Raw genomic sequence first — 12,650 nt, 5'->3', positions numbered from 1 at the left:
AGAGTCTTGCTTCGCAGCCCGCCGCAAGCGGAAAGCGAAACGCAAGGTCCTGTGGAGCAGTTTGGAGTGCTCGCCACCCTGTCAAGGTGGAGGCCGCGGGTTCAAATCCCGTCAGGACCGCATTTTTACGGCCCGCATCCTTCCTGGATGCGGGCCGTAGTGCTTTGCGCACGCCGCAGGCCGTCTTGACGCCGGCGGACGCCACCGGTACTCACAAAGGAAGCGCGGGGGCCGGGGAGGTGCGTGCGATGACGGCAGCGGCGAGGCACGAGACCAGGGCGCTGTTGCGCGCCCATCTGTCGGCCGCCGCGGGTTACCGCCATCTGACGCGGCACTGCCCCATCTGCCACCAGTTGCTCCGGCTCGCCATGGAGCCGTCCAGGACGCGCTCCGGGGCCGCGGAGACGCCCGCCGCCGCCACCGCCTCCTCCGGCGCCCCGGGCCGCCCGGCCGCCGAGGACGAAAGTCCCTCGTCCCGGTGACCGAAGATGCCTGCGCCATCGCCCGTGCGGTGGCAGGCTGTTGACGTAACGGCGGCGGAAGTTCACTACCGCAGCGGCCGTACCGCCTTCAAGGACCGGGCCGTGTGACGGGTGTCACCGAACAAGTTTCGCGAACGAGGGAACTTACACCCGCCCTACAACCGGTCAATTTAATATGTGCAATTGCACCACCCTCCCAGTGTCACCCACGAGATCGCGGGGGTCCGCGTAGAGAGGCACCCGGAAGGGCCCTGGCGGGGCGCTGGAGGCCGTCGGAGGCGGCACGGGCGGCGGGCCGGCCCGGCCGGGGCGGCGGGCCCTGGAGTGGCCGTACACAAAAAAATCGCGCTGGACCCGGCGGAGTCCAGCGCGATTGATGACGTACCCAGATGAAGCGGGTGTGGGGCCCGTTGGGGCGGGCGCCGCGTCGTGTGGAGCTTGGGTGGAGCGGTGAAGCGGGTGGAGCTAGGCGTGCCAACTGGGCGTTCGCGGGTTGGGGGCCCCGAAAACAGCCCGGTTATGCGGTTGTTCAGGCCTCGCTGCGCTGCTGCGGGATGCCCGCGAGCAGTGCGCGGACCTCAGCCTCGCGGTAACGCCGATGCCCTCCGAGCGTACGGATGGACGTGAGCTTGCCTGCCTTGGCCCAGCGGGTCACCGTCTTCGGGTCCACGCGGAACATCGTGGCAACCTCGGCGGGGGTAAGCAGCGGCTCGGCGTCAGGGGTGCGAGCGGTCATGAGCGGCCTCCTCGGGAGAACCGAACCATCACGGTTCTTTCCTCTAAATTCTGCACCTTGACCCACGTTGCCCGAAATGGCGGACGCGGGCCGAGTCGGTTATAGGACGAACGGCTTGTCCTCGGCACTACAACTACACCATCTGTCCAGCCACGTCGGCCAAACCGATGGAATTGCCCTCTCAGGTGTTCAACCTCGGCGGAAGCCGATGGACCATGCCATAGCGGACAGTCACACCCCCGTGACGATCAGTCACACTGCGATCAATCGCCACGAAGCCCTCAAGGAGCGCAATACCGAACTATCCGCCCTTAGTTGGACGGAAGGAGCCCAAGTCAGGCTCCTTGTCCTATTTTGGCACGAGGGTATGGCTTGAGAGCAAGACCCGAAGTCAGTGCTTTAGGTCACGCTTGAGGCAATCGCCCGGATCAGGACCTACGTCCCGACCACTCGCCACACCGATGACGAGCCCCGCCGCGCCCACGGACGCGCCCGGCGGCGCTCAACTGGAGAACTGGCGTTCGCGCACCGCGCGCCACCGGTCCGACAGCTTCTCGTAGGCGGCGCCGGCCCGCTCGCCGTCCCCGTCGCGCAGCGCCGCCAGTCCCTCCGCCACCTCGGCGGCGGAGTGGTCCTCGGCGAGCTGCCCCTCGGGCACCGCGTGCACCAGCCCTCCGTAATCCAACTCCACGAGTGAACGCGGGTGGAATTCCTCCAGCCAGCGCCCCACATCTACCAGGCCGTCGATCAAGGGTCCCTCTTCCAGGGTGTCCCGCAGCGTCCGCAATCCGCGCGCGACGCGGCGCCTGGCCTGCACCATCGGCGTCCGGTAACGCAGCAACGGCCCCTCGTCACTCTTCGTGTACTCCCGCTCGGCGTCGTCGAAGAGGACGAACCAGCGGACCGGGACATGCCAGGTCGCCGCGCGGATCCAGGGCCGGGCGTCCGGATTGCGCTCGCGCCACCGCTCGTAGTCGGTCGCCGCCTGCCGGCGCACCACCGGCGGCAGCGCCGCGTCCAGCACGGAGTCCGGCAGCAGCTCCTCCAGCGCCTCCAGCGCCTGCCAACCGCGCAGCCGCGTCCGCCACGGACACACACAGGTCACGTCGTCCACGACCGCGACGAACGCGTCGGCGCTCTCGTGGACCGGGACCGGCACCGGCGGCGTCGGCAGCAGATCGGCCAGCGCGCGGCGCTGCTCGTCCTGCGCCGTGGGGGTCCGCTCGCGCTCGGCGTAGCGCGCCCAGTGGGAGCGCTCCGGCTCGGGGAACGCTGCCAGCGGCTCGTAGACCCGCAGATAGGCCACATACGGGACCCGCACCGACGACGCCAAGGCCACGCGCGCTCCTTCACTGCCAACTCCGCCGCCGGGGGTCGCCCACCCCCGCCCGGCCAGGGATACGGGCAGATCGTCCCATGCCCGTCCCCCGCAAGAGGGTGATCCCGCGCACGTGACTGATCAGCGGGGTCCGGAGGTCTTACGCTCTTCCCGACCGGCCCTCCCCACCCGCACGAGGGCGTCCTTCGCGACTTATGGGAGTCACCACAGTGACTGACGTACGTCCTGCCACCGTCAGTGCCGACGGCGGCGTTCTGCACACCCTGTTCCGCTCGGAACAGGGCGGCCACGAGCAAGTCGTTCTCTGCCAGGACCGCGCCAGCGGCCTCCGGGCCGTGATCGCCCTCCACAGCACCGCCCTGGGCCCCGCCCTGGGCGGTACCCGCTTCCACGCCTACGCCTCCGACGAGGAGGCCGTGCTGGACGCCCTCAACCTCTCGCGCGGCATGTCGTACAAGAACGCGCTGGCCGGTCTCGACCACGGCGGCGGCAAGGCGGTGATCATCGGTGACCCCGAGCTGATCAAGTCCGAGGAGCTGCTGCTCGCCTACGGCCGCTTCGTGGCGTCCCTCGGGGGCCGCTACGTCACCGCGTGCGACGTCGGCACCTACGTCGCCGACATGGACGTCGTCGCCCGTACGAACAAGTGGACCACCGGCCGCTCGCCCGAGAACGGCGGCGCCGGCGACTCCTCGGTCCTGACCGCCTTCGGCGTCTTCCAGGGCATGCGGGCCTCGGCGCAGCACCAGTGGGGCGACCCGACGCTGCGCGACCGCAAGGTCGGCGTCGCAGGCGTCGGCAAGGTGGGCCACCACCTGGTCGAGCACCTCCTCCAGGACGGCGCCGAGGTCGTGATCACGGACGTGCGCGCCGAGTCGGTGGACCGGATCCTCGCCAGGCACCCCCGGGTGACCGCCGTCGCGGACACCGACGCGCTGATCCGTACCGAGGGCCTGGACGTGTACGCGCCGTGCGCCCTGGGCGGCGCGCTGAACGACGACTCGGTGCCGGTGCTGACCGCGAAGGTGGTGTGCGGCGCGGCCAACAACCAGCTCGCGCACCCCGGCGTGGAGAAGGATCTGTCCGACCGCGGGATCCTCTACGCGCCGGACTACGTCGTCAACGCCGGCGGTGTCATCCAGGTCGCCGACGAGCTGCACGGCTTCGACTTCGACCGCTGCAAGGCGAAGGCGGCGAAGATCTTCGACACGACGCTGGCGATATTCGCGCGTGCGAAGACGGATGGCATTCCGCCCGCCGCGGCGGCCGACCGGCTGGCCGAAGCGCGGATGGCCGAGGCCCGGCGCGCCTGACCCGGGCGCCGGTTCTGGCCGGAAACGCCCTCTTGCGGCCCGTCGCGGGCGGCGGGGGAGACATCCCTCACCACCCGTCGGCGGGTCGCCGCGCAGGACAGGTTAAAATCGCAGGTGACCAGCGGGGACGGGGCGTCCCGAGGGTCATGCCGAGCGGCGGGTGATGCGGGCGACGTACCGTATGGCCGCGGAAGCAGGTACCGTTAAAGCCCTACGGGCCGGTCTCTCCGTCGAGAGTCCGCTCTGATTCATGAACGCGTGTCAAGACTCTGGGGCCGTCGAGCCCCGTCGTTGAGGGGGTCGAGCCATGGGGCGCGGCCGGGCCAAGGCCAAGCAGACGAAGGTCGCCCGCCAGCTGAAGTACAACAGCGGTGGGACTGATCTCTCACGCCTGGCCGAAGAGCTGGGTGCATCGCCGCAACAGCCGGCAGAGCAACAGCAGCCGCCGAACGGCGAGCCGTTCGAGGATGACGAGGACGACGACCCGTACGCGCGGTACGCCGACCTGTACAACAACGACGACGATGAAGAGGACGAGGGCAACTCGTCCCAGCACCGTCGCCGCGCCTGACGACGCACCGCTGCTTCCGCAGGGATCCACCCGCGGCCGCACCGTGGGTCGGTGACCATTCGTTCACGGCGCGCACAGCTTGTCCACAAACCCGGTCCGGGGCTCTGACCTCGGACCGGGTTCTGTGCTGCCCTGGCAGCGGGCGCCTCAGCCGGCGTAGTCACCGGTCAGGGCCACCGCTTCGGCCCGGTCGCCGCGGTCGAGGATCTCGCCGCTGACCCAGGCGTCCACCCCGCGGTCGGCGAGGGTCGTCAGCGCGGCCTCCACCGACTCCTGCGGCACGACGGCGATCATGCCGACGCCCATGTTCAGGGTCTTCTCCAGCTCCAGCCGCTCGACCTGCCCGGCCTGGCCGACGAGGTCGAAGACCGCGCCCGGCGTCCAGGTGGAGCGGTCGACGGTGGCGTGCAGGCCGTCCGGGATCACCCGGGCGAGGTTGTTGGCCAGGCCGCCGCCGGTGATGTGCGAGAAGGCGTGCACCTCGGTCGTACGGGTCAGCGCCAGGCAGTCCAGCGAGTAGATCTTGGTGGGCTCCAGCAGCTCCTCACCGAGCGTGCGGCCGAACTCCGCGACCTCCCGGTCCAGGGCCATTCCGGCCCGGTCGAAGAGCACGTGGCGGACCAGGGAGTACCCGTTCGAGTGAAGTCCGGAGGACGCCATCGCGATGACCGCGTCGCCCGTACGGATGCGGTCCGCACCCAGCACCCGGTCGGCCTCGACCACGCCCGTACCGGCGCCGGCGACGTCGAACTCGTCCGCGCCCAGCAGTCCGGGGTGCTCGGCGGTCTCGCCGCCGACCAGCGCGCAGCCGGCCAGCACACAGCCCTCCGCGATGCCCTTGACGATGGCCGCGACCCGCTCGGGGTAGACCTTGCCGACGCAGATGTAGTCGGTCATGAACAGCGGTTCGGCGCCGCAGACGACCAGGTCGTCGACGACCATGCCCACGAGGTCGTGGCCGATGCTGTCGTAGACGCCCATCTTGCGGGCGATGTCGACCTTCGTGCCGACGCCGTCGGTGGCCGACGCCAGCAGCGGACGTTCGTACCGCTTCAGGGCGGACGCGTCGAAGAGGCCGGCGAAACCACCGAGCCCGCCGACGACCTCGGGGCGGGTGGCCTTCCGCACCCACTCCTTCATCAGGTCGACGGCGCGGTCGCCCGCCTCGATGTCGACACCCGCCGCCGCGTAGCTGGCGCCGGCGCCCGCGGATCGCGCAGGCTCAAAGGACTCAGTAGGCATGGCCCAGAACTTTCGTGTCGTGTGTGTGCGAGCTACGGGCGGCGCAGCGCGTCGGCACCGCCGACGCCGGCCGTCAGCGTCTCGACGCCGTCCAGGTCCGGCTTGGCCTGACCGGCGGTCTCCGACTCCAGGAGGTGCTTGCCCAGCAGCTCGGGGTCGGGCAGCTCCATCGGGTATTCGCCGTCGAAGCAGGCGCGGCACAGGTTGGGCTTGGCGATGGTGGTCGCCTCGACCATGCCGTCCAGGGAGATGTACGCGAGCGAATCGGCGCCCAGCGACTTGCCGATCTCCTCGACGCTCAGCCCGTTGGCGATCAGCTCCGCGCGGGTGGCGAAGTCGATGCCGAAGAAGCACGGCCACTTGATCGGCGGGGAGGAGATCCGGATGTGGACCTCCAGGGCGCCGGCCTCGCGGAGCATGCGCACCAGGGCGCGCTGGGTGTTGCCGCGAACGATCGAGTCGTCGACGACCACCAGCCGCTTGCCGCGGATGACTTCCTTGAGCGGGTTGAGCTTGAGGCGGATACCGAGCTGCCGGATGGTCTGCGAGGGCTGGATGAAGGTCCGGCCGACGTAGGAGTTCTTGACCAGCCCGGAGCCGTACGGGATCCCGCTGGCCTCGGCGTAGCCGACGGCGGCGGGGGTGCCCGACTCCGGCGTCGCTATGACCAGGTCCGCCTCGGCCGGCGCCTCGGCGGCCAGCTTGCGGCCCATCTCCACACGGGAGAGGTACACGTTGCGGCCGGCGATGTCGGTGTCCGGGCGGGCGAGGTAGACGTACTCGAAGACGCAGCCCTTGGGGCGGGCGTCGGCGAAGCGGCTGCTGCGCAGGCCGTCCTCGTCGATGGCGACCATCTCGCCGGGCTCGATCTCGCGGATGAAGCTGGCGCCGCAGATGTCGAGGGCGGCGGTCTCGGAGGCCACCACCCAGCCGCGCTCCAGGCGGCCGAGGACCAGCGGGCGGATGCCCTGCGGGTCGCGGGCGGCGTACAGCGTGTGCTCGTCCATGAAGACGAGGGAGAAGGCGCCCATGACCTTCGGCAGGACGCGGGGTGCGGCCTCCTCGACGGTGAGCGGCTTGCCGTCCTCGTCGACCTGGCCGGCCAGCAGCGCCGTCACGAGATCGGTGTCATTGGTGGCCGCGACCTGGGTCGCGCGGCCGCCCTCACGGGGCAGCGCCGCGACCAGATCCGCCAGCTCGGCGGTGTTGACCAGGTTGCCGTTGTGGCCGAGCGCGATCGAGCCGTGCGCGGTCGCACGGAACGTCGGCTGGGCGTTCTCCCACACCGAGGCACCGGTGGTGGAGTAGCGGGCATGGCCCACGGCGATGTGGCCCTGGAGGGAGCCGAGCGAAGTCTCGTCGAAGACCTGGGAAACCAGGCCCATGTCCTTGAAGACGAGGATCTGGGAGCCGTTGCTCACTGCGATGCCCGCGGACTCCTGTCCACGGTGCTGCAGCGCGTACAGCCCGAAATAGGTGAGTTTGGCGACCTCTTCACCCGGAGCCCAGACACCGAAGACGCCGCAAGCGTCCTGGGGGCCCTTCTCGCCGGGGAGCAGGTCGTGGTTGAGTCGTCCGTCACCACGTGGCACATCACTGAGTCTAGGGCAGGTCGCGGATTCATCCGAACCGGGGATGGCCCGGCACCTGGAGGAGTGCATGAACGGAGCGCGCGGCACCCTTGACGTGACCACGCCCGTCCGGCCGGGATTCCCGGCCCCGCGGACCCCGCAGCCCTTGGCGCGCCTGGCGTGTGGCCGGGCCCACCGCCGCACGCGGGCTCCGGTCCGGCACCGCCACCTCCACTTCGGCCGGGTGGCCGGCGCGCAGTGTCGCTGCGGAATTCCACGGTAGCGGCGGGTAGCGACGGCCGGGCCCGGCCCTCCCCCACCGCCCCCTCTGAGCTGCGCTTTTCCCCGCGCCTCCGCCGTCGCGCCGCCCCTTCCCAGGGACGATCGGCGTGAGCCTTGCATCCCTTATGCGGCTTATGTCGCCTCGCGACGCCCGTCACCCGTGTGAGATACGCGACCCCGGCCGCCCGCCGCCAGCCGGAGGGGCCCAGGCGGTCGCGCCAAGCCCCGCGAACGATCACCTGGGGAGCCGAACCGATGGGGACTGGTCGATGTCGGCGCCGCCGACGAGGGCAGCCGGCGGCCGTCCCCGCCGGTTCAGCTCATCAGTGGCAGATAGCCGCCGAGGTCGGCGCGCTCGCCGCTCGCGCGGACGGTGGCCGCGTCCAGCGCCGTCGCCCAGTCGAGGCGGCCGGTGGCCAGGCGCAGCCAGGTGAGCGGGTCGGTCTCGACCACGTTCGGCGGGGTGCCACGGGTGTGCCGGGGGCCCTCGACGCACTGCACGACGGCGAACGGCGGCACCCGGACCTCGACCGAGCCGCCGGCCGCCCGCACGGCGAGCGCGTCGGCCAGGAAGCGGGTCGCGACGGCCAGGGCCTGGCGGTCGTACCCGATCTCCACGCCCGTCGCGGCCGCCAGGTCGTCGGTGTGGACGACCAGCTCGACGCAGCGGCTCACCACGTAGTCGGCCAGCCGCATGGCGCCGACGCGGGTGGCCAGCAGCCGGTCGTCCTCGGCCGCGGGCAGGACCCCGGCGAGCTCCTCGGCAGTACGCGTCAGCAGCTTCACCGGGTCGTGCGCGGCGGCCAGCGCGCGGGAGTCGTCGTCGATGCCGGCGGCGTGCGAGGTGGTCGCGAACGGCCAGTCGAGCAGGGCGACTTCGAGGTGCGGCGGGGCCGGCTCGCGCAGCAGCCGCGGCACACTCCCGGTCGCCATCGCCACATGCGCGGCCAGCTCGCGCACCGTCCAGTCACCGAGCCGGGTCGGCAGCGCCAGTTGCTCGTCCGTCAGGTCGCCGACGGCGGCGCGGACCCGCGCGAACTGCGCGGTGACGGCGGCGCGGGTCTTGGCGGGGTCGTAGCTGCGGGTGCGGACCTTGCCGCGGGCAGGAGACATGGCGCCGAGGCTACTGCGCGGCACCGACAGCCCTCATGCGAACGCACACGGCGGCCCGGCCCCGGGTGGGGACGGACCGCCGTGTGACGCCTGACCGTGCCGCTAGGCGACGAGGCCGGGAAGGGTGTTCTCGTGCGCGTCCTTGAGCTCGCTCAGCGGAATGCTGAACTGGCCCTGGAGGTCGATCTCCTCGCCGTCGATGACGCCGATACGGGTGGCCGGCAGCCCCCGCGCACCGCACATGTCGGTGAAGCGGAGCTCCTCGCTGCGCGGGACGGCGACGAGCGCGCGGCCCGCCGACTCCGAGAAGAGCAGCACGAACGGGTCGATGCCGTCCGGGACGACCAGGCGGGCGCCCTTGCCACCGCGCAGGCACGACTCCACCAGCGCCTGGATCAGGCCGCCGTCGGAAAGGTCGTGCGCCGCGTCGATCATGCCGTCGCGGGAGGCGGAGATCAGGATCTCGGCGAGCAGCCGCTCCCGCTCCAGATCGACCTTCGGCGGCATGCCGCCGAGGTGGTCGTGCACGACCTGCGACCAGGCCGAGCCGCCCAGCTCCTCCCGGGTGTCACCCAGGAGGTAGATCAGGTGGCCCTCGTCCGCGAACGCCATCGGCGTACGGCGGTTGACGTCATCGATCACACCGAGCACGGCCACGACCGGCGTCGGGTGGATGGCGACCTCGCCGGTCTGGTTGTACAGCGAGACGTTGCCGCCGGTCACGGGCGTACCGAGCGTCTGACAGCCGTCCGCCAGCCCGCGCGTGGCCTCGGCGAACTGCCACATGACGGCCGGGTCCTCGGGCGAGCCGAAGTTCAGGCAGTCGGAGATGGCCAGCGGCTTGGCGCCGGTCGCTGCGACGTTGCGGTACGCCTCGGCCAGCGCGAGCTGCGCGCCGGTGTACGGGTCGAGCTTGGCGTAGCGCCCGTTGCCGTCCGTGGCGACCGCGACGCCGAGGTTGGAGTCCTCGTCGATCCGCACCATGCCGGAGTCCTCCGGCTGCGCGAGCACGGTGTTGCCCTGCACGAAGCGGTCGTACTGGTCGGTGATCCACGACTTCGACGCCTGATTCGGCGACGCGACGAGGGCGAGCACCTGCTCCCGCAGCTCCTGCGGCGTGGCCGGCCGGGCCAGCTTGCCCGCGTCGTCGGCCTGGAGGGCGTCCTGCCAGTCCGGACGGGCGAACGGCCGGTGGTAGGTCGGGCCCTCGTGGGCGACGGAGCGCGGCGGCACGTCGACGATCTGCTCGCCGTGCCAGAAGATCTCGAGCTGCGAGCCGTCCGTCACCTCACCGATGACGGTGGCGATCACATCCCACTTCTCGCAGATCTCCATGAAGCGGTCGACGTTGCCGGGCTCGACGATCGCGCACATGCGTTCCTGCGACTCGCTCATGAGGATTTCCTCGGGCGAGAGGGAGGAGTCGCGCAGCGGCACGGTGTCCAGCTCGACGCGCATGCCGCCGGAACCGGCCGAGGCCAGCTCGCTGGTGGCGCAGGACAGCCCGGCACCGCCGAGGTCCTGGATGCCGTCGACCAGGTCTTCCTTGAAGATCTCCAGGGTGCACTCGATGAGCAGCTTCTCCTGGAAGGGGTCACCGACCTGGACGGCCGGGCGCTTGGCGGGCCCGGTCGAGTCGAAGGTCTCCGACGCCAGGACGGACACGCCGCCGATGCCGTCGCCGCCGGTGCGGGCGCCGTAGAGGATGACCTTGTTGCCGGCGCCGGACGCCTTGGCGAGGTGGATGTCCTCGTGCTTCATCACGCCCACACACAGGGCGTTGACCAGCGGGTTTCCCTGGTAGCAGGGGTCGAAGACGACCTCGCCGCCGATGTTGGGCAGACCCAGGCAGTTGCCGTAGCCGCCGATGCCCGCGACGACGCCGGGCAGCACCCGCTTGGTGTCGGGGTGGTCGGCCGCGCCGAAGCGCAGCGGGTCCATCACCGCGACCGGCCGGGCGCCCATGGCCAGGATGTCGCGGACGATGCCGCCCACGCCGGTGGCCGCGCCCTGGTAGGGCTCGATGTAGGAGGGGTGGTTGTGCGACTCGACCTTGAAGGTGACCGCGTAACCCTGGCCGACGTCCACGACGCCGGCGTTCTCGCCGATGCCGACCAGCAGCGCGTCGGTCTCGGGGGCCTTCTCACCGAACTGCTTGAGGTGGACCTTGCTGGACTTGTACGAGCAGTGCTCGGACCACATGACCGAGTACATGGCCAGTTCGGCGCCGGTGGGACGGCGGCCGAGGATCTCGCGGATGCGCGCGTACTCGTCCTGCTTCAGGCCGAGTTCGGCCCACGGCTGCTCGGTGTCCGGCGTGTGGGCCGCGTGCTTGACGGTGTCGAGGCTGTGCTTGATGGTGCCCTCGCTTCGCTCGGTCATGAGGCGTTGACCAGCTTCTTCAGGATCGAGGTGAAGAATCCGAGCCCGTCGGTACGGCCCGTACCGACCAGCGGCTCGACGGCGTGCTCCGGGTGCGGCATGAGGCCGACGACATTGCCCGCCTCATTGGTGATGCCGGCGATGTCGCGGAGCGAGCCGTTGGGATTTCCGTATCCGTCGGCGGCTTCGCCGTCGGTCAGGTAACGGAACGCGACGCGGCCCTCGGCCTCCAGCATGTCCAGCGTCCGCTCGTCGGCGACATAACGGCCGTCGATGTTCTTCAGCGGGACGGCGATCTCCTGGCCGGCTTCGTAGTCCGTCGTCCAGGAGGTGCCGGCGTTCTCCACCCGCAGCTTCTGGTCGCGGCAGATGAAGTGCAGGTGATTGTTGCGCAGCATCGCGCCGGGCAGCAGGTGCGTCTCGGTCAGCACCTGGAAGCCGTTGCAGATGCCCAACACCGGCATACCGGCCTTGGCCTGCTCGATAACGGTGTCCATCACCGGCGAGAAACGGGAGATGGCCCCGGCCCGCAGGTAGTCGCCGTAAGAGAAGCCGCCGGGCAGGACCACGGCGTCGACCTGCTTGAGGTCCTTGTCGCGGTGCCACAGCGGCACCGGCTCGGCCCCGGCGACCCGGACCGCGCGCTGCGTGTCGCGGTCATCGAGCGTGCCGGGAAAGGTAATGACTCCGATACGGGCTGTCATGAGTCGACCCGGACGGTGAAGTCTTCGATGACGGTGTTGGCCAGGAAGGTCTCGGCCATCTCATGGATACGGGCGAGGGCGGCGTCGTCGACCGGACCCTCCACCTCAAGTTCGAAACGCTTGCCCTGGCGGACGTCGGCGATCCCGTCGAAACCCAGACGAGGCAGTGCGCGCTGCACCGCCTGCCCCTGCGGGTCGAGGATCTCCGGCTTGAGCATGACGTCGACTACGACGCGTGCCACTGGCACTCCCGGTGGTGTGGTGCGGCTGTGTTTCTCCGGGGACACCCCGGACCCCGATCGGTCACCTCACACTACCGCGTTCGAAAATCTACGCGCATAGATATACGGTGCGCCCATCACGGTCCGGTATCGGCACGAGTGCGCACTGGGGAAAATCCTTGAAAAGATCTAGGGTCCCGATTGCTGGATGACACGCTGAGAAAATTAACTGGGCTTCACAATGCAATGCCCGTCGCTGTACAAATGAAAAAGCATTGATCCCTATCCGCAGGATCTCAAGCATCACCCCATGTCAACCCGGGGTTGCTGCACGAAAGGACCGATATCCGTGGCGCAGCGCGTAGTAGTAACGCTCTCCGATGACATCGACGGAGGAGAAGCCGCAGAGACGGTCGCCTTCGGATTGGACGGGAAGTCGTACGAGATCGACCTCAATCCCGCCAATGCGAAGAAACTGCGCGGCCTCCTCACGCCCTACGTCGAGGCGGGCCGCAAGCGGTCGCAGTCCGGGAAGGCCTACCACCGCACCGCGGTGACGCCCGACCCGGCGGCCGTCCGCGCCTGGGCCCGCTCGCACCAGATGGACGTCCCGCCGCGCGGCCGGATCCCCAAGAAGGTCTACGAGGCGTTCAACGCGGCCAACCACTGACCGCCTCGCCGGCACCCCGCGAGC

Annotated in this window: 12 protein-coding genes and 1 tRNA gene; 5 read left to right on the top strand and 8 right to left on the bottom strand. The window is 70.1% G+C overall.

Translation table 11 applies throughout. From position 1 onward, the window contains the following. Window positions 1-45: 45 nt before the first annotated feature. Window positions 46-120, top strand: a tRNA-Asp gene (locus ACZ45Z_RS31675). A 128-nt stretch (window positions 121-248) separates the two neighbouring features. After that, window positions 249-482, top strand: a complete 234-nt coding sequence (locus ACZ45Z_RS31670) for a DUF6274 family protein (protein WP_468369836.1) — start codon at window positions 249-251, stop codon at window positions 480-482. A gap of 529 nt (window positions 483-1,011) precedes the next feature. On the opposite strand, the gene bldC is transcribed toward ACZ45Z_RS31670, so the two are convergent. Both bldC and ACZ45Z_RS31660 read right to left on the bottom strand, forming a co-directional pair. After that, a complete protein-coding gene (gene bldC, locus ACZ45Z_RS31665) occupies window positions 1,012-1,218 on the bottom strand; it encodes a developmental transcriptional regulator BldC (RefSeq protein WP_003949541.1) in 207 nt (68 codons plus the stop codon). A gap of 502 nt (window positions 1,219-1,720) precedes the next feature. After that, complete coding sequence (locus tag ACZ45Z_RS31660) at window positions 1,721-2,557, bottom strand: DUF8083 family protein (protein WP_468369833.1); 837 nt, start codon at window positions 2,555-2,557, stop codon at window positions 1,721-1,723. A gap of 194 nt (window positions 2,558-2,751) precedes the next feature. On the opposite strand from ACZ45Z_RS31660, the gene ACZ45Z_RS31655 reads away from it, so the two are divergent. Together ACZ45Z_RS31655 and ACZ45Z_RS31650 are read left to right on the top strand one after the other, a co-directional pair. Continuing rightward, window positions 2,752-3,870 (top strand): Leu/Phe/Val dehydrogenase, encoded by a 1,119-nt coding sequence (locus ACZ45Z_RS31655; protein WP_468369831.1) that lies wholly within the window; start codon window positions 2,752-2,754, stop codon window positions 3,868-3,870. Window positions 3,871-4,177: 307 nt separating this feature from the next. Beyond that, entirely contained in the window at window positions 4,178-4,441 is a 264-nt protein-coding gene (locus ACZ45Z_RS31650) for a DUF3073 domain-containing protein (protein WP_468369828.1), read from the top strand. 147 nt (window positions 4,442-4,588) lie between these two features. On the opposite strand, the gene purM is transcribed toward ACZ45Z_RS31650, so the two are convergent. The 6 genes from purM to purS all read right to left on the bottom strand — a co-directional run bounded on the left by purM (window position 4,589) and on the right by purS (window position 11,977). Continuing rightward, on the bottom strand, window positions 4,589-5,683 hold the full coding sequence (gene purM / locus ACZ45Z_RS31645) for a phosphoribosylformylglycinamidine cyclo-ligase (protein ID WP_468369825.1): 1,095 nt from the start codon (window positions 5,681-5,683) through the stop codon (window positions 4,589-4,591). 32 nt (window positions 5,684-5,715) lie between these two features. Next, window positions 5,716-7,275 (bottom strand): amidophosphoribosyltransferase, encoded by a 1,560-nt coding sequence (purF, locus tag ACZ45Z_RS31640; protein WP_468369822.1) that lies wholly within the window; start codon window positions 7,273-7,275, stop codon window positions 5,716-5,718. Window positions 7,276-7,851: 576 nt separating this feature from the next. Further along, the gene (locus ACZ45Z_RS31635; RefSeq protein WP_468369819.1) at window positions 7,852-8,649 is read right to left on the bottom strand and encodes a maleylpyruvate isomerase family mycothiol-dependent enzyme; all 798 of its coding nucleotides are present in this window, start codon (window positions 8,647-8,649) and stop codon (window positions 7,852-7,854) included. Between the two features lie 102 nt (window positions 8,650-8,751). Then, complete coding sequence (purL, locus tag ACZ45Z_RS31630) at window positions 8,752-11,031, bottom strand: phosphoribosylformylglycinamidine synthase subunit PurL (protein ID WP_468369816.1); 2,280 nt, start codon at window positions 11,029-11,031, stop codon at window positions 8,752-8,754. Further along, window positions 11,028-11,735, bottom strand: a complete 708-nt coding sequence (gene purQ, locus ACZ45Z_RS31625) for a phosphoribosylformylglycinamidine synthase subunit PurQ (RefSeq protein WP_468369814.1) — start codon at window positions 11,733-11,735, stop codon at window positions 11,028-11,030. Before purQ ends, purL begins: the two co-directional genes overlap by 4 nt. Next, window positions 11,732-11,977: a phosphoribosylformylglycinamidine synthase subunit PurS gene (gene purS, locus ACZ45Z_RS31620; protein ID WP_468369811.1), complete on the bottom strand. Its 246-nt coding sequence runs from the start codon at window positions 11,975-11,977 to the stop codon at window positions 11,732-11,734. The genes purQ and purS overlap by 4 nt, the downstream gene beginning before the upstream one ends. Window positions 11,978-12,305: 328 nt before the next feature. Here purS and ACZ45Z_RS31615 point away from each other — a divergent pair, with 328 nt between their 5' ends. Next, window positions 12,306-12,626 carry a histone-like nucleoid-structuring protein Lsr2 gene (locus tag ACZ45Z_RS31615; protein WP_468369808.1) on the top strand — a complete coding sequence of 107 codons (321 nt, stop codon included), beginning with the start codon at window positions 12,306-12,308 and terminating at the stop codon, window positions 12,624-12,626. Window positions 12,627-12,650 lie beyond the last annotated feature (24 nt).

This window comes from Streptomyces sp. NPDC031210, assembly GCF_055570395.1.
The sequence above is the reverse complement of the archived record's forward strand: the minus strand, read 5'-3'. Positions and strand labels throughout refer to the sequence as shown.